The sequence below is a fragment of the Streptomyces sp. BHT-5-2 genome (assembly GCF_019774615.1).
Classification (GTDB): Bacteria; Actinomycetota; Actinomycetes; order Streptomycetales; family Streptomycetaceae; genus Streptomyces.
Genome location: NZ_CP081496.1, coordinates 3,327,984 through 3,343,188, shown reverse-complemented (window position 1 = coordinate 3,343,188; position 15,205 = coordinate 3,327,984). Strand labels below are relative to the sequence as shown.

At 69.3% G+C, this 15,205-nt stretch carries 17 protein-coding genes; 9 read left to right on the top strand and 8 right to left on the bottom strand.

The genetic code is table 11. The features are described from left to right. Positions 1–173 precede the first annotated feature (173 nt). The 3 genes from K2224_RS14940 to K2224_RS14930 all read left to right on the top strand — a co-directional run bounded on the left by K2224_RS14940 (position 174) and on the right by K2224_RS14930 (position 2,643). On the top strand, positions 174–872 hold the full coding sequence (locus K2224_RS14940; protein WP_221907012.1) for a response regulator transcription factor: 699 nt from the start codon (positions 174–176) through the stop codon (positions 870–872). Further along, positions 853–2,418: a cell wall metabolism sensor histidine kinase WalK gene (locus K2224_RS14935; RefSeq protein WP_221907011.1), complete on the top strand. Its 1,566-nt coding sequence runs from the start codon at positions 853–855 to the stop codon at positions 2,416–2,418. Before K2224_RS14940 ends, K2224_RS14935 begins: the two co-directional genes overlap by 20 nt. 117 nt (positions 2,419–2,535) lie before the next feature. Next, positions 2,536–2,643, top strand: coding sequence for an integrase core domain-containing protein (locus tag K2224_RS14930; protein ID WP_221909975.1), 108 nt, complete (start codon positions 2,536–2,538; stop codon positions 2,641–2,643). A gap of 131 nt (positions 2,644–2,774) precedes the next feature. On the opposite strand, the gene K2224_RS14925 is transcribed toward K2224_RS14930, so the two are convergent. From K2224_RS14925 to K2224_RS14915, 3 genes are all read right to left on the bottom strand, one after another. Next, entirely contained in the window at positions 2,775–4,601 is a 1,827-nt protein-coding gene (locus K2224_RS14925) for a hypothetical protein (protein ID WP_221907010.1), read from the bottom strand. A 69-nt stretch (positions 4,602–4,670) separates the two neighbouring features. Continuing rightward, a complete protein-coding gene (locus tag K2224_RS14920; protein WP_221907009.1) occupies positions 4,671–5,390 on the bottom strand; it encodes an AfsA-related hotdog domain-containing protein in 720 nt (239 codons plus the stop codon). Between the two features lie 528 nt (positions 5,391–5,918). Continuing rightward, entirely contained in the window at positions 5,919–6,044 is a 126-nt protein-coding gene (locus K2224_RS14915; RefSeq protein ID WP_260692646.1) for a hypothetical protein, read from the bottom strand. 224 nt (positions 6,045–6,268) lie between these two features. On the opposite strand from K2224_RS14915, the gene K2224_RS14910 reads away from it, so the two are divergent. Both K2224_RS14910 and K2224_RS14905 read left to right on the top strand, forming a co-directional pair. After that, a complete protein-coding gene (locus tag K2224_RS14910; RefSeq protein WP_221907008.1) occupies positions 6,269–6,667 on the top strand; it encodes a GerW family sporulation protein in 399 nt (132 codons plus the stop codon). A 394-nt stretch (positions 6,668–7,061) separates the two neighbouring features. Next, the gene (locus K2224_RS14905; protein WP_221907007.1) at positions 7,062–7,271 is read left to right on the top strand and encodes a cold shock domain-containing protein; all 210 of its coding nucleotides are present in this window, start codon (positions 7,062–7,064) and stop codon (positions 7,269–7,271) included. A 617-nt stretch (positions 7,272–7,888) separates the two neighbouring features. On the opposite strand, the gene K2224_RS14900 is transcribed toward K2224_RS14905, so the two are convergent. Further along, the gene (locus K2224_RS14900; RefSeq protein ID WP_221909716.1) at positions 7,889–8,233 is read right to left on the bottom strand and encodes a helix-turn-helix transcriptional regulator; all 345 of its coding nucleotides are present in this window, start codon (positions 8,231–8,233) and stop codon (positions 7,889–7,891) included. A gap of 92 nt (positions 8,234–8,325) precedes the next feature. On the opposite strand from K2224_RS14900, the gene K2224_RS14895 reads away from it, so the two are divergent. Together K2224_RS14895 and K2224_RS14890 are read left to right on the top strand one after the other, a co-directional pair. After that, positions 8,326–9,303 carry a zinc-binding dehydrogenase gene (locus K2224_RS14895; protein WP_221907006.1) on the top strand — a complete coding sequence of 326 codons (978 nt, stop codon included), beginning with the start codon at positions 8,326–8,328 and terminating at the stop codon, positions 9,301–9,303. Positions 9,304–9,950: 647 nt separating this feature from the next. Beyond that, entirely contained in the window at positions 9,951–10,409 is a 459-nt protein-coding gene (locus K2224_RS14890; RefSeq protein ID WP_221907005.1) for a MarR family winged helix-turn-helix transcriptional regulator, read from the top strand. Positions 10,410–10,489: 80 nt separating this feature from the next. Here the strand turns inward: K2224_RS14890 and K2224_RS14885 are convergent, their stop codons facing one another. The 3 genes from K2224_RS14885 to K2224_RS14875 are packed head-to-tail and all read right to left on the bottom strand — an operon-like array spanning position 10,490 to position 11,917. Beyond that, positions 10,490–10,717, bottom strand: coding sequence for a hypothetical protein (locus K2224_RS14885; protein WP_221907004.1), 228 nt, complete (start codon positions 10,715–10,717; stop codon positions 10,490–10,492). Positions 10,718–10,745: 28 nt separating this feature from the next. Then, entirely contained in the window at positions 10,746–11,525 is a 780-nt protein-coding gene (locus tag K2224_RS14880) for an SDR family NAD(P)-dependent oxidoreductase (RefSeq protein ID WP_221907003.1), read from the bottom strand. Next, on the bottom strand, positions 11,525–11,917 hold the full coding sequence (locus tag K2224_RS14875; protein WP_221907002.1) for a hypothetical protein: 393 nt from the start codon (positions 11,915–11,917) through the stop codon (positions 11,525–11,527). Before K2224_RS14875 ends, K2224_RS14880 begins: the two co-directional genes overlap by 1 nt. 164 nt (positions 11,918–12,081) lie before the next feature. On the opposite strand from K2224_RS14875, the gene K2224_RS14870 reads away from it, so the two are divergent. Then, on the top strand, positions 12,082–13,014 hold the full coding sequence (locus tag K2224_RS14870; RefSeq protein ID WP_221907001.1) for a helix-turn-helix domain-containing protein: 933 nt from the start codon (positions 12,082–12,084) through the stop codon (positions 13,012–13,014). A gap of 332 nt (positions 13,015–13,346) precedes the next feature. After that, positions 13,347–13,556, top strand: coding sequence for a hypothetical protein (locus K2224_RS14865; RefSeq protein WP_221907000.1), 210 nt, complete (start codon positions 13,347–13,349; stop codon positions 13,554–13,556). 36 nt (positions 13,557–13,592) lie between these two features. Here the strand turns inward: K2224_RS14865 and K2224_RS14860 are convergent, their stop codons facing one another. Then, on the bottom strand, positions 13,593–14,855 hold the full coding sequence (locus tag K2224_RS14860) for a pyroglutamyl peptidase (RefSeq protein WP_260692645.1): 1,263 nt from the start codon (positions 14,853–14,855) through the stop codon (positions 13,593–13,595). Positions 14,856–15,205: the final 350 nt, after the last annotated feature.

The window sequence follows — 15,205 nt, the reverse complement described above, 5'->3', positions numbered from 1 at the left end:
GGAGCGGTCGGAACACTGCGCCGGGGGGCGGCTGTTGCAGGGGCCGTGGTCACAGGTCACCTCATGGGAGCGGGGGATGGGCCCCGAGGGTCTCCCGACCCCCCTGAGACAACGCTGAAGCATCCTGAAGATCGCTTCAGGATGAGGGTGCCGTCACCGGTGATACTGGTGGGATGCGCCTGCTGGTGATCGAGGACGAGGAGCGGCTGGCCGCCGCCCTCAAACGGGGACTGGAGGCGGCCGGGTATGCGGTGGACGTGGCCCACGACGGCCGCGTCGGCCTGTACATGGCTCGCGAGAACCCCTATCAGGCGATCGTGCTCGACATCATGCTGCCCGGCCTGAACGGCTACCGCGTGTGCGCCCGGCTCCGCGCGGAAGGGCTCGAGGTCCCGATCCTGATGCTCACGGCCAAGAACGGCGAGTATGACGAGGCCGAGGCACTGGACACCGGCGCCGACGACTACCTGGCCAAACCGTTTTCGTACGTGGTGCTGGAGGCCCGACTGCGCGCCCTGCTGCGCCGCGGCGGCGCGCGCCGGCAGGCGGTGCTGCACATCGGCGACCTGTGGCTGGACCCGGCCGGCCGCACCTGCGGACGAGGCCAGGCACGGATCGAGCTGACGGCCAAGGAGTTCGCCGTACTGGAATGCCTGGCCGAGCGGGCCGGCGAGGTGGTGACCAAGACCGAGATCGTCGAGCAGGTCTGGTCGGCGGACTTCGACGGCGACCTGAACATCGTGGAGGTGTACGTCAGCGCGCTGCGCCGCAAGATCGACGCGCCGTACGGGCGCGCCTCGATCGAGACCGTACGGGGCAGCGGCTACCGCCTGACCGGACAGGGGCACCCCCATGACCGGCACACCCGCTGACCGGCCGGGCGTGCGAGTGCGCCGGGCGGCCGGACAACCACGAGCCCGGGCGGCGCTGACCGCCGCGCTCCTGGCGGTGCTGGCCCTGGCCGCGGGCATCGCCTGGCTCCAGTACGCCGACGCCGCCGCGGGCCCACCGGGCACCACCCTGGTGGAACGGCTCAAGACCGAACGGGTCGGCCCCCAGCTCGACCAGGCCGTACTGCTGGGCGTCCCCCTGACCGGCGTGCTGGTGGCCGGCGGGACCTGGGCGGCGGGCCGGGGCGGTGCACCCGTGCCGCGCCTGCGCGCCGCCCTGACGGCGGGGGCCGCCGCAACCCTGCTGCTGCTCGCCGACGGCCTGTGGCTCCAGGATCTTGATGCCATCCGTCCCGACTACACGGCCCAGGCCGCCCTGTACTGGGGTATGCGCCTGGGCGCCCCGACCATCGGGCTCATCACCGGCGCCACCGCCTGGGGCTTCGCCCGGCCCTCCGGCCGCGGCCTGCCCCTGCGAGCCGGCTCCGCCTTCCTGGCCGGAGCCACCGCCGCGCTCCTGGTGCTCCTCGCGCTGCTGTGGCTGCGCCACGTGAACACCTCATACCCCGTGTTCAGCGTCGACGCCGCGCTGACCTGGGGCACCCTCGTCGGTGTCCCGGCCGTCGGACTCCTGGTCGCCGCCACCGCCTGGGCCGCCGCCGGCCGCGCACTGCGCCCCGTCGACGAGATCCGCCGCGAACTCGACGACATCACCGCCCACTCGTTGGACCGCCGCGTCCCCGTACCGGCCTCCGGCGACGAGATCACCAAACTGGCCCGCTCCACCAACGCCACCCTGGACCGCCTGCACAGCGCAGCAGAACGCCAGCAACGCTTCGTCGCCGACGCCTCCCACGAACTGCGCAGCCCCCTGGCCACACTGCGAGCCAGCCTCGAAGCGGCCCTGACCCACCCCCACGGCATCGACTGGTCCGACGTCGTACGCGGCGCGCTCACCGACATCACCCGACTCCAGAACCTCAGCGAAGACCTGCTCCTGCTCACCCGCCTCGACGCCAGCACACCACCCCAGGGCGACACCGTAGAACTGTCCGCGCTCGCCCACGACCTCGTGGCCGAGTACCAGCACCTACGCCACACCCACCCCCTGGACATCCGCTGCACCGCCGACGGCCCCGCCCATGTGCGCGGAAGCGCCCTCCAACTGGAACGGCTGCTGCGCAACCTCCTCGACAACGCCTGCCGCTACGCACGCACCACCGTCCAAGTCACCCTCCGCACCGAGCACACCGACCACACCCCCTGCACCGACACCGACGACCGCCCCACGCTCCGCCTCCACGTGGTCGACGACGGCCCCGGAATCCCCCCAGCCGACCAGGAGCGCGTCTTTGAACGCTTCACCCGCCTCGACGACGCCCGCAGCCGGCACACCGGCGGTGCCGGCCTCGGCCTGGCCATCGCCCGTGAAATCGCCGTACGCCACGGCGGCACCCTGCACGTCGCGGACAGCCCCCAGGGCGCACACCTCGTGACGGAACTACCCCGGCACCACCCCGAGCAGTAGGCCGCTGTGCGTACCCGCCCCGAACCCCGGCAACAGGAAACCGACTTCGAAGGTCACCCGTAGCCGCGGCTCGCCAGAAATCACACCAGTTGTGAATTTGCCACCCTGGCAAACGAGTTGAGCATCCGGCTCTCGGTCGGCCGCACCGGGCAGTGTTGGGACAACGCGCCGGCCGAGTCGTTCTTCGGCACCCTGAAGAGCGAGCTGATCGGCGACCGCACCTGACCGGGCCGCCCCGCCGTTCGGCCGCGGGATGGGGGAACGGGTGTAGAGGGGGGCGGCTTTGGGCTGTGAGGTGCCGGAGACGACGCGAGCCATTGCCCAGGCGGCGTTTCCCCAAGCTCAAGTGCGGGCGTTCATGGGATAGGGGGCCAGCCGACCAGCCGCTGGCTGTAGTCGGGGTGAGCGATGGGTGCACGGAGCCGGGCCACGGGGGTGGCCATGGCGGCGACGAGCGTGGGGATGTGGTCGGTCAGGGCCTCGTCGGCGTGCGCGTAGTCGGTGCGCAGCGCGGCGGCCCGTTCCTGGGTGAGAGTGCCGTGTTCCAGGTGCCAGCCGAGGTCATCGAGGGTTTCTTTGAGCTCGTAGAGTCTTTTGGCGGCGCGCAGGGCGGCGGCGGAGGCGTCGTCGCAGTGTTCGTCGGCTTCGAGGACGGTGCGGTCGAAGAGGAGCTGGGTGTGCCAGCGGACGTGGGCGTAGGCGGCGTCCACCATGGTGGGGAGCAGCGGGTTGAGAGCGTCGAGGTCGCTTTCTGCTGTGCCGGTGGCGCGCAGGTCGTGAAGGAGCACTGTGGCGCGCAGTGCGGCGAGGTCGCAAGGGTGCCGGCCGCTGTTGTTCGGACGGGGTGGCGGGGTGTGGTCGGTGAGGAGGGCGTTGGCCGCGTCCAGGAGGATGAACAGCTTGTCCCCGGTGGCGGACTCCAGGGCTTGGGTCAGGCCCTCGTATTCGGGCAGTAGGTTGACCGAGAGCATTGCTTGGGCGCCCAGCCGAGGGCGGAGACCGGTGATGACGCGGTTGGCGAGGTCGCATGCCCAGGCTTTGTTCAGGGCGAGTTCGCGGTGGACGCCGGACCATGGAGCCCAGGTGACGGTGCGGGAATGGTCGGTGATCTCGGGCTTCTCGGGCTGGGGGCGGATGACCAGGTCGCGGGCACGGCGGCTGAGCACAGTGGCGGCGAGGGTGTCGACGAGCGCGGCGTGGAAGGCGCGTCGCTGGGTGGAGTAGCCGAGGACTGGTCCGCCGGGGGCGAGGCGCGCGTTGGTGATGCGTCCTTGCCAGTAGGTATGAGCGAGCACGATGGTGGCACGGGCGGCTGCGGTGAGGGCGACGGTACCGAGTGAGGACATACGCCGGGTGCCTTCCATGGTGGTGCGCAGCCGTTCGTCGGTGCTGAGCGGGTCGTGGAAGACGCCGTCGTCGTTGATGGTGGCTCCGCCCGCGAGCCAGCCCGAGTAGGGAACGGTGGCTTTGTCGAAGTGGCAGGATGCGTAGTCCTGTGGCAGAACGACGCACTCGGGCAGTTGGTGGATGGTCACGCCTTTGCTGGGGCCGAGGTCTTCGGCCAGCCGCACAGCGAACAAGAACACTCCGCAGTCGCGTCCGTTGACCTCCAGGCGGGCGGCGACGCATCCGGCGTGGGCGCGTTGTGGAAGTCCCAGTAGGGAGATGAAGAACTTGGCTGCTTCCGCGCGTGGGGTGGTGAGGGTGAAGCTGCGGGTCGAGTGGTCGTATCGGGCAATGGTCTGCGGGTTGATGTGTGAGTTGCCGGCGCCGATCTCGGTGATGACGATGGAGCCGTAGCGGTGCACCTGGTCGAGTTCGGCGAGCAGCTCGCGCAAGTCATCGTCGAGCGTTCCGAGTTCGCAGATGGGGCCCACGCACATCGCGACGTGTGCGGCCAGTCCAAGGCAGGCCGCTGGATCGACCTGGGCCATCCACTCGTACAAGGTGAGCATCTTGCCGGGGTTGTGGTGCAGGGCGAGGGCTCCTCCGGCGTACCGCACCAGGGCACGGATCCGGTCGTCGTTGCGTGCGTGCCGCTCGGGGCCCGTGGCGGGGCCGCCGACGTGGAAGGGTTCGGTGTCGAGGAGCTTGTCGAGATCGGCGGCGGTGGTGCGAGAGGCGGAGTGCAGCAGCTGGCTGAGCGGTAGCTGTTGGCCTTCGGGCGTGGGGTCGGTGGTCATCGTCGGTTGCTCCTGCCGTGATTGCAGTGTTGGTTGCAGTCGTCGGTGAGCGGCAGTGGTGCGCGGACGTCAGATCCGGTCGAGGGTTTTGCGGGCCTGAGCGTGTTCGACGGCAAAGATGTGAGAACGGTCGAAAGCGTCCAGCCTCACCGTCAGCGTTGAGCATTGACGCCCCGCTTGCCAGATGGTGACGGTGGACTTGAGCGGGATCCGCTCGTCCTCGGGCTTGCCATTCGGCTCCAATTGGCCTTCCAGGACGGCAGGGAGGGGAAAGGCGAAGCGGTGGAAGGCGAACTCGCAGGCATGCATCACCGCGTACCGGTCGCCCTGACCGGGCAGTGGAGTGGTCAGTTTGGCGACCGCCCAGGTGATGGCCTGGATGGCGGCCTCGATCAAGAGCATTCCGGGGACGTGCTGTTGATCGGCGGTGTGGTCGCGCATCAGCTCACTGTCGTTCGCGATGACCAGCTCGCACCTGAACCTGTCCCCGTCGGTACTGGCATTGCCGATGACGACGTTGTCGCTCGCGTGCTTGAGCACCACCCTGCGCGCGACCGGCACGGCAGGGGACCCGTCGAAGGCAACCTGCCCGCTCGTCGTCTTCTGCGCGGCCTGCTGCTTGACCCACTCCCACGTGGCGATGTCCAGTCCGAGCCCTGGGCGGATCAGCATCGGCGGCGCGTCCGTTCGCAGCTCCTCCACGAGTTGGTCGACCGTCTGAACGTCGGGGTGGCAGGTCGAGCGGTGGAAAGACTCGCCGACCAAATAACGCACCGTCTGATCTGACATCTGCCTTCCTTTCTTCCCGAATGCGCAAAATTCAGAACCATCTCGACAATTCTGGTGTTCGACCTGGAACGGGCCAGACGGGATGGGGGAGGGGGCTTGTCAGGTGAATTGCCGTAACCGTTCCCGGTGTTCCTCCTATTGGGCCTATTGGGAGCCTTGGTGATCGGGGACGGACGGCGTCGACGGCTAGGGGATTTCGGGCCTTGCACATCCCGGCCGAGCGTGGCTGCGCCGCCGCGTGCGGAGCGCAGGAAGACCTGCGCTGAGGGACATGTGAGACGTCTTCGGCGAAGGCCGCGCCCTCGCTCAAGAGCCGACCAAGAGCCTCCGCCGGAGCCGCTGCCGCACCCACCCCTCTCCCGCTCGGCATGCAGATCCTGCACGGCGCGAACCGGAAACGGCCGCGATACAAGGTAGGCAGACGCACGGCAGGGATGGGAAGAGACATCCACACCGGACAGCGTGAACGTGTTGAATCGGGGCGCCCTTGCGAAGGCGGCCGGAGGTGACGATCTGCCCGGGTGCTGCTCAGGTCGAACTCGTGAGGCCCGGTGCTCTGATGGCGTCGTCGTTCACGGTCGGGCCGGTGGGCGGGAGGCAGCCGACGATCAGGTGGCGCCGGTACTGGATCTTCTTCAGCCTGCGATTGATCACGCGAGTGAGATGCACGAGGTCGGCGGCACCGCGAAGTCGGCGACGAGGGCCCCAGCATCACCACGGCATCTGCCGTGTCGGAGCCCGGCAACGACCCTTCCCCGACGGCTGGTTCGGGTGGCCGTGGTGTGCCCGGCTCCCTGCTGCGCAACCGATCCACACGCGGCGCATGCCAGGCCCCCTTATCCTCGGTACCACCGTATCCGCCACCCCGGAGGTATCCGATGGCCCGCTCACTCATACCGGACCAGTCCGTCCCGCAGGCCGACACGGCCGCAGCCCTGATGGAGCGCGTGGTCGAACAGTTCGGTAGCCGGGCCTCGGTGTCGGCCGTCTTCGGCGAACCTGTCACCAGCGACGGAATCACCGTCATTCCGGTCGCCGAAATCGGCTTCGGATTCGCCGGGGGCACGGGCCCCGAAGCAGGAGCCGTCAGCGCCGGCCAAGGAGGGGGCGGAGTCGGCGCCCGCCCTCGCGGCTACATCGAGATCAAAGACGGCATCGCCACCTACAAGCCTTTCCGAGCCCCCTGGGTGAATGTCGCCGTACCGCTCGCCGCTCTCCTGGCAGGGACCGTCGTCCCCCTGCTCGCTCGCCGCCTCGCCAAGCGCCGCCCTCGCTGAACAACTGCAACGACGAACCAGACATCAACCCGCGTACCGCCCTCTGAGACGAGCCGGCTTCGAACTTGAAGGCCGGCGCCCCGAGTTCACCTTGAACGTCAACACCGGCGAATGGACCGACTCCCTCCGCTACGGGCATGCTGGCCAGTGCAACACCTGTAGTGCCACCGCTGATTCAGGAGATCCAGGTGATCCAGGTGATTCGGCTGGGAGTGGTTTGCCCGGTCAGCAGCCTGCTGACTTCAGAGTTCCGCCGCGTTTGCGACCGAGTTGCCGACGTTCGGGTTTGACGAGGCGCCGCACAGCGGAGAGCTGTCTGGGGCACTGCGCGCGATGGTGGCGTGCCGATCAGTTGCCCCACTGCGGTCGAGACTGCCGGAGGAGGCATGTGAGCATGAGCGATCGCGTAAGCGGCGTCGTCAGGTGGTTCAACCAAGCCAGGGGATATGGATACCTCGACGGAGACGACGGCAGCGAGGTTCGGGTCACGAGGGAGGCCATTGGTGACCTCACATTCGTCACCGAAGGTATGAGGGTCACGTATGTCCCCGCCGTGGATGGTGATGGCGTCGTGCATGCGGAACACGTCCGAGTCATTGAGTAGCGGGCAGAGGCTTCCGGCTCAGGCGCTTTGAGTGCGAGGTCCGGCCGCGTGAGCGTCTCGTCTGCCCCTTTGCAAGCGGGGCTGTCGGCCAGGCTGGCAGCCCCGCTTGGCTTGCAAAGGCATGGCGCCAGCGCTCGGTTGGCCGCGCCGTTGAAGGCCCGAGTCAGATCCTGGTGCGCACGGGTGACGGTCGCGATGCTCCCGAACTCACCGCACTCGCCGACAGATCACGTTGTCCGGGTTGCGGAGCCACACCCGTTGCTGACCGAGCCGGTCACCGGCTCCCAGCAGCCCGGCAACTGCGCCAGGCGCGTTCGGGAGCTTCTTTGGCTGCGGACGGCTGTCGTCGTCGGGAGAAGGCTCCTCGGGAGGCGTCCACGGGGTAGAACACTCCGTCCCATCGATCATCAAAGTGCGTCCAGCCTTCGTCGCACACCGCTTGGCGAAGCAACGCGGAGTCAGCCTTGTGAAGGGCGGATCAGTCCGGGACGGCTCCGACACCGTGATCACGCCAGCCACAGCACGGTCGTTTCAGTGGGGGAGAGGCGGCCCCGGCGGCAGCAGGCGCTGCGCCCGGCCCTGGTGGCGGGACTGACGCCGGGAGGAGCCGGCCGTTGTCAATCGGTGTCGTCGGCGCGGAGGGTCAGGTCGAGGAGGCCGGGGAAGCGGGCGTCGAACTCTTCGCGGCGCAGCCGGTTGAGTCGTTTGGGGCCCTGGTCGCGCTGTTCGACCAGGCCGGCATCGCGCAGGACCGAGAAGTGGTGGCTCTTCGCGGCCCGGCCGACCGGTACGTCGAAGTTGCTGCAGCTGAGCGCCCAGTCGGGGTGGCCGGCCAGCTCGCGGATCAGCTGCATGCGCACGGGATCCGCGAGCGCGGACAGGGCGGTGAGAAGCGGGACGTCGTCGGGGTGTGTGTGCACGGGCGCCGAACGGTGACTCGCGCATTCAGCCTGGTCCGACATTTCGAAGTCCTCCTCCGCCCAGTGTTCGATGGCCATCTTACAGTGCTAGTGTTCGCTTCCGGTCGAACACTCATGGAAGGGTGGTTCTGCATATGCGTGCGGTTGAGTTCCAGGAGTACGGCGGTCCCGAAGTGCTACGGATCATCGAGGCTCCGACGCCCGAGCCGGGGCCGGGCCAGGTGGCCATCGAGGTCGTCTGGGCGGGGGTGAACTTCGCGGACGTGAAAGCGCGTACCGCGGGGTACCGGGTGACGTCGCTGCCCTACCGCCCTGGCTTGGACGTCTCCGGGCGCATCCGGGCGGTCGGCAAGGGCGTGGCAGGGCTGCGGGTGGGGCAGGAGGTCGCCGCGCTCGTCGAGGGCGGCGGTTACGCCGAGGTGGTCTGCGCAGAGGCCGCGACCGTCTTCCCACTGCCCACGGGGCTGGACCTGCGGACCGCGGCCACGCTGCCGACCGTGCTGCCGACCGCGCACGCCCTGATCCACGAGGTGGGGTGGCTGCGTGCCGGGGAGAGCGTGCTGGTGCACGGCGCGGCGGGAGGCATCGGCACGGTGGTCGGGCAGCTGGCCCGGGCAGCGGGCGCCGGCGCGGTGTACGGGGTGGCCTCCAGCGACGCCAAGGCCGACTACGCGCTCAAGCACGGCTACGACGCGGTGTTCCGGCCCGACGCCTTCGAGACGGACGTCCGCCGGGCGACCGGCGGCAGGGGTGTCGATCTGGTCCTGGACCCGGTGGGCGGCGACACGCTGCGCCGCGGCCTGGCCGCACTGGCAGTCTTCGGGCGCCTGGTGTCCTTCGGTAACGCCAGCGGTGCCGAGCCCTGGCAGGCCGGGCAGGACGAGCTGTACGCGCAGGGCCGCTCCATCGGGGGCTTCTCCGCGCTCGCCCTCGCCCAGTCCGCCCCCGACGCCCTGCGTGCGCTTACCGAACGCGCCCTGCGCACCGTCAGCGACGGAGCGGTCGTCCTTCCCGTCACCGCCGAGTTCCCCCTGTCGGATGCGGCCGACGCACACCAGCTCATCGGTGGACGCACGTCCATGGGCAAGCTGCTGCTGCGCGTCACAGACTGACCGCAGACTCCCGCACACGACGGCCCGTCAGACGGGTCCAGCCCGCTTCTTCCGTCGTGTCCTGCCCACCGCCGGCCGATCAGCCGGTCCCGGCCCCGTGTTCAGCGCGCCGCGGCCTCCGGAGCCCCCAGGCGCCCATTGGGCTGCCTGCCGTATCTCGGACTGCCGCAGGAGGGAAGGATGGTGGTGGATATCGCGGTCGCCTGAGGCAGCCCTGCCGACGGCCCCGTGGTCGCCTGCGCCATCGCCTCGACACCAGCCGCGCCGCCGGCTCCCGCCTCGCCGCCGACTTGGACGAGTGATCCCACCGCCGAGCTCGGCGTGTCCGCAGCGCCTGCGGAGCCAACCGCCGAGGCGGTTCGGTGTGTTCGTGGCCCGCGTTGGCAGCGAGGTGTCGACCGTTCCCCGTGCCCGTCGGCGAGGCGGTCGGCGGAAGGGGACGGGTGCCTCACCGGGAATTCCGCCGGTGGGCACCCAAGCGCCCAACCCCAGCCACCTGCTACTACAGCCGGTGGTTTCACGGTGAGTGAGCAGCAATCTCCCGGAGGAGTCGACCGGTACGCCCTTGACCTCAAGCCCAGTTGAGTTTCTACGGTCGATCTCGTCGAACCGACAGACAACGACAGACAACGACAGGGATCCCGGTCATGGAGTATTCACACGGCGACACCGACCTGATCAAGCAACCCATCGGCTACTGGAGTTGGGCGGCCTACAAGGCCGTCGTCGCCCGCACCGGGGCCGCCCTCGCCAGGATCGGAACCACCCAACCGCAGTGGTGGGCCCTCGGGCAGGTGGTAAACGCCGACACCGTCAAGACCCGTGACGAGGTGTCCCGCCTCCTTCGGAACTACCTCGACACCGGCCCGGAAACCATGGAGTCAGAGATCGACACGATCATCGCCCAGGGCTGGATCACCGAGGACGCCGAAGGGCGCCTGGGCATCACGGCTGAGGGCAGGGCGTTCTACGACAAGGCCGCGGCCCTTCAGGACGAGCTCTGGACGGAACGGCACGCGGGTGTCTCCGACGAGGAGTACCTGATCACCCTCAAGGTGCTACAGCGCTTCATCCACAACACGGGCGGGCGAGCTTGGCACCACTAGCGTCATGGGGTTTCACGGTGGGTGAGCGTGTGCGCGAGCGGGGGCGAGGACGATCCGGTCGTACAGGTGGCGGATCTCGTTCACGGCCGGCGGTCGGGTGTCAGCGGCTGACGGGATATCAGCCGGCTCCGGATGGTGACCAGAATGACCACGGCGAGCACGGACACAGTGGTGTGCCGGTACCACGAGCACCACTTGTGTACGTGCTCGTTCAGTCCCACCTGTCCCTTGGCCACCTGGAACGCCCCCTCCACCATCCGCTGTCCGGCCGTCGGGATGTCAGTGGCGGGTGCGAGGATGTGGTCCATGCGCCCCATCGGTCAGCGCATGGGCACATCAACGCATCAGGGCACCGCCGTTGATGTCGTACGTCGCGCCGGTGATGAACCCCGCATCGGGACCGACCAGATGGCGCACGAGGAGGGCGACCTCCTCCGGCGTCGCGATGCGGCCCACCGGTACTTGCGCGATGAGACCAGCAAGCGCTTCCTGGCCGATTCCGCGAGCCATCGGGGTGTCGATCATGGCGGGCGCGACGGTGTTCACGGTCACCCCGTACGGCCCGAGTTCGGCGGCGAACACGCGAGTAAGGGCGGCCAGTGCGGCCTTGGACGCGCCGTAGGCGGCGCCGGTGGGCCGAGCGGTCTGGCCGGCGAGCGACGCCATGTTCACCACGCGGCCCCAGCCGCGCGCACGCATGTCCGTCGCTGCGATCCGGGTGAGGAAAAACGCCGCGCGGACATTGACCTCGAAAACCTGATCCCACTCGGCCGCCGTGGTCTCCCACAAGGACTTCGGCAGGGCCCTCGCAGCGTTGTTCACCAGGATGTCCACGGGCCCGAACCGATCCCGCCCGCGCCGGTACGCGCACTCCACCGCATCGGGGTCGGCCAAGTCGACACCTACAGGAAGGACCAGGGCGCCGTCGGGATCGATCTCCACGGCCGTCGCGCGGTTACGCTCCTGATCCACATCCCACGTCAGCACCCGCGCCCCCGCGTCGTACAGGACCCGGACCACGGCGGCGCCGAGACCCTGGGCGCCGCCGGTGACCAGAGCGGTGCGCCCGGACAATGCTCCGCCGTACACCGGCGTGACCCCCGTGTCCCCGCTCATCAGCGGTTGCCGAACATCAGCGGGCGGCCGACCCGGGCGTCGATCCGCAGATATCGCCACAGCCGATGGGAGCCGATCCGGGTCTCGCGCAGCAGCCCGACCACCCGCACGGTCGCCGCCAGGTCCGGGGCGTCCGCGAGGACATAGCTGATCCACTCCCCGGCCGCACCGGTCTGCAGCCGGTCGTCGTCCAGGGTGCCGAGGACGCGTACGCCGAAACGCCCACCCAGGTCGTCGAAGGCCCGCAGGATCGCGGGGTGTACGGCTGACCGCTCCTCCTCGGGGGCGTCGAAATAGCTCTGGGTGACCCCGAGCCGGAACAGCACACGCAGCGGCCCTTCGTCGGCTGACTCGGCGGTGGACAGAACAGATCGGGGGGACTGCGCAGGCATGGACAGCTCCGTACGGTGTCGGCGATACGTTGTCGAACAGCGGCCCGTGGGGCCGGTACGGACACCAGCCTGCGCGCCGTCCCCGCAGCCGAGAAGACCCGCCTCGTTCCTGGTAACGGCTGTACCAGGAACGAGGCGGGCAGGCGGTGCGATACTCGGTGGCCATGGCACGACCGACACCACACACCACCCTGGGCAAGTTCCTCGCCGCACGGCGGGCGGCCGTGGCACCGCACGAGGTGGGGCTGCCCGCAGTGGGCAGCCCCCGCCGGGTGCCGGGCCTCCGCCGCGAGGAGGTCGCCCTGCTCGCCAAGGTGAGTGTCGAGTACTACACCCGCTTGGAACAGGGCCGGGTATCCAGCGCCTCGCCCGCCGTCCTTGCCGCGCTGGCCGGCGCACTGCGGCTCAACGCCGACCAGACGGCCTATGTGCACCAACTCGGCAGCATCAACAGCAAAGAAGGCGGACCACAGCCGCCCCGCTGCCCGAACACGCTGCCCGCGCGGGTGCACTCCCGCACGAGGGTGCTGCTCGACAGCCTCACCGGCAGCCCCGCCGTCCTGCTCGACCGGAGCATGGACATCCTGGCGTGGAACTCACTGGCATCCGCACTGTTCCTCGACTTCGGCACCGTGCCGACCGAACACCGCAACCACCTGCGCATGGTGTTCCTCGAACCGCGGGTGCGCCAGCTGTACCGCGACTGGGAGCACACCGCGGGTAAGTGCGTCGCCCGGCTGCGAATGGAGGCCGCCCATGAGCCGCACCCTCCGCGACTCGTCGCGCTCGTCGACGAACTCAGCGCGGTGGACGGCGACTTCCGTCGGCACTGGGCTCGCCACGACGTCCGTGCCATCACGCACGGCCGCAACCACTTCGCGCACCCGCTCGCCGGGCCCCTGACTCTGGACTGGCAAGCCCTCCGAGTCGCCATGGCGCCACAGCAGACCCTGGTCGTCTATACGCCGCCACCAGGGGATGCCGGCACCCACTCGGGCCTCGAATTCCTGGCCTCGTGGTCGAGCGCCCCATCACGGGAAGACCCGAAGGACCAGGCCAATCAGGGTATCCAGCGGGGAAAGCGGGGCAACCAGTGAGGTATCCGCACCTCCGAAGCGGGCATCCGCTTACCGTGGACCACCCGGAGGGCGGCCGGTGGCTCCCAAGCCGGCGCTGAGTTCGGCAGCGGGGCTGGGCGCGACCAAGGCGCCGGTGCCTGGGGCGACTTCACACCACGTCGCCCAACCGATCCGCCTGCTGCCTGCTGCCCCGCATCACGGTCGATCCGGGAGAACGGGGCGATCCGGCCGGCCCGTCGAACTGCTCCGCGGCAGCGGTCCCGCACTGGTACCACCATAAGGATCGGCGTACGTACCATCGGTGCAGGGGCCCTCTCCTGCGCCATCGGCTGGCAAGTACGCTTGGTCCCGTGAAGCAGTACAACCAGCGCGGTACCGATGCGCACACCTACACCGTCCTCGCCTTGACTCTGATCGGCACCGCCATCGGCGGCTTTACCTTCAGCGCCGCCTCGGAGTGGCAGGGCAAAGTCCTCGCGCTGATCATCCTGATCGGTTGGGGACTCGGCGTCCGATGGTGGAGCCGCACCCGGCCGCTCCACACCAGTGACACCCACTGACCTCGCGAGGCGACGAGAACGCGGGCGGGGGCCACGTCACTTCAGTGCCGTGTTCGCCGCCACCGTCAGGATCGACCGTAGCTGCGTGATGATGTCCAGCCGGTTCTGTACGAACTGCGGATCCGTGATCCTTCCGCTCTTCGGATCGGTGTTGCCGGCGCCGAACTGGAGCACCGGTGTGTGCACGTGCCCGCCTGGCAGCCTGTCGTGCAGGCCCAGTCGGTCGCGCAGCAGGGTCGCGCGGTAGGCGATCTCATTGGAGAGGTAGTTGCCACCGCCGCCCTCGCGGGCCGTGGAGCCCGGGGTCGGGCCGTCGGGGCGTACGACGGGTTCGGTGCCGCCGGTCGGGATCTCGGTGACCTCGGTGTGGTCGTAGCTCGGGAACCGGCCGGTGTGCGCGGTCACGATCGCCTTGTAGGGGAGGGTGGTTGTCGTCCACTGCGGCTGTGTGGCCGGGGCGGCGACCGGGATGGTCCCGGTGCTGCTGGTGTTGTCGTTGTCGGGATAGCCGCCGCGCCAGGCCCCGTTCGTCCGCTCGACGTCGAAGCGGCCCACCCGGCCCTGGCTCACCGTCGTGTACAGGTCGACCTTCGGCAGGTACGGCGCCAGCGTCCGCTCCACCGTCCCCTTCGCGAAGTCCTGCCAGCGAACCGGGAACGTCACGGCCTCGATGCGGGCCGGACCGGAGTTGGTCCGGATCACCGTCCCGTCGAGAGCGAGTGCGACGGCCCCGGACGGGTTGGAGATCCGGATGTCCTGGTCCAGTGTGAACGGGTCGAAGCCGGTGACGAGAATGCGCTTGATGCCCGTGGCGCGCGACGGATAGCGGATGTCGCTCTGGCCGCGCGAGGTCCGCTCCAACTGGTTCAGCAGGACCGAGCGTTGCGCGTCACTGAACCGGAAACCCGGCTTCCACGTACGCAGGTCCCGCGTCATCCCGAGCCGCGCCCAGTACAGCGGCCGGTCGTCGCCCCGGCCGAGGCCGCCGCCCGCGGGGCCCCGCCCCTGCGCCCGGTCGACGGCGCGCCGCCACAGCGCCGTACCGTCCCGAACGACGATGCCGCGGGCCTGCTCAAAGGAGTGCGTCCGGGCCAGGTCGCGGACGAAGTCCGGGGCCACGGAGTCGAATCCGGAGCGTCGCAATATCTCCTGCGGTGCCGCCTTGTCGAGGCGCTGCTCCTCGACGGTCGGGGTCGGGGCGCCCCGCGCGGCCCGAGCCGCCGCCGTGGTCGCGGGTGTTGCCAGCCCCGCCAGCAGGGCCATACCGAGAATGCCGATCCGAACACGTAGGGAATTCAAGGGGCTTGGGGTCCTTCCGTCGCTGTGGGGGCGTGCGTACTGTCGGAACGCTGCAGTATCGCGCGACGGAAGTGGTCTACGCCATGGGTGTGGCTCATGGGTCTCGAACTCAACAAGACCAACAAAATCCATGGAGGTGTCGGCCGCTGTCGCTGGTCTTGACCGCGGGACAGGCCGCCGACAGCCCGCTTTCCGTCCCCTTGGGCGGGAGCTGCGATGTGACGGTCGCCGGCTTTCCTGCCACGGTCGTAGTGGGCCCTGGCACCTGGAGGCTTGGTTGGGGAGACGAAGGTCCGTGAGGATGCCGCGGCGGAAGTGTGTCGGGGCCACGCCGACCGAGGCGATCCCTG

Bases quoted from the DNA above. Each gene is read 5' to 3' on its own strand.
- K2224_RS14940 (WP_221907012.1), top strand. From the start codon at position 174: ATGCGCCTGCTGGTGATCGAGGACGAGGAGCGGCTGGCCGCCGCCCTC.
- K2224_RS14935 (WP_221907011.1), top strand. From the start codon at position 853: ATGACCGGCACACCCGCTGACCGGCCGGGCGTGCGAGTGCGCCGGGCG.
- K2224_RS14925 (WP_221907010.1), bottom strand. From the start codon at position 4,601: ATGACCACCGACCCCACGCCCGAAGGCCAACAGCTACCGCTCAGCCAG.
- K2224_RS14920 (WP_221907009.1), bottom strand. From the start codon at position 5,390: ATGTCAGATCAGACGGTGCGTTATTTGGTCGGCGAGTCTTTCCACCGC.
- K2224_RS14910 (WP_221907008.1), top strand. From the start codon at position 6,269: ATGGCCCGCTCACTCATACCGGACCAGTCCGTCCCGCAGGCCGACACG.
- K2224_RS14905 (WP_221907007.1), top strand. From the start codon at position 7,062: ATGAGCGATCGCGTAAGCGGCGTCGTCAGGTGGTTCAACCAAGCCAGG.
- K2224_RS14900 (WP_221909716.1), bottom strand. From the start codon at position 8,233: ATGTCGGACCAGGCTGAATGCGCGAGTCACCGTTCGGCGCCCGTGCAC.
- K2224_RS14895 (WP_221907006.1), top strand. From the start codon at position 8,326: ATGCGTGCGGTTGAGTTCCAGGAGTACGGCGGTCCCGAAGTGCTACGG.
- K2224_RS14890 (WP_221907005.1), top strand. From the start codon at position 9,951: ATGGAGTATTCACACGGCGACACCGACCTGATCAAGCAACCCATCGGC.
- K2224_RS14885 (WP_221907004.1), bottom strand. From the start codon at position 10,717: ATGGACCACATCCTCGCACCCGCCACTGACATCCCGACGGCCGGACAG.
- K2224_RS14880 (WP_221907003.1), bottom strand. From the start codon at position 11,525: ATGAGCGGGGACACGGGGGTCACGCCGGTGTACGGCGGAGCATTGTCC.
- K2224_RS14875 (WP_221907002.1), bottom strand. From the start codon at position 11,917: ATGCCTGCGCAGTCCCCCCGATCTGTTCTGTCCACCGCCGAGTCAGCC.
- K2224_RS14870 (WP_221907001.1), top strand. From the start codon at position 12,082: ATGGCACGACCGACACCACACACCACCCTGGGCAAGTTCCTCGCCGCA.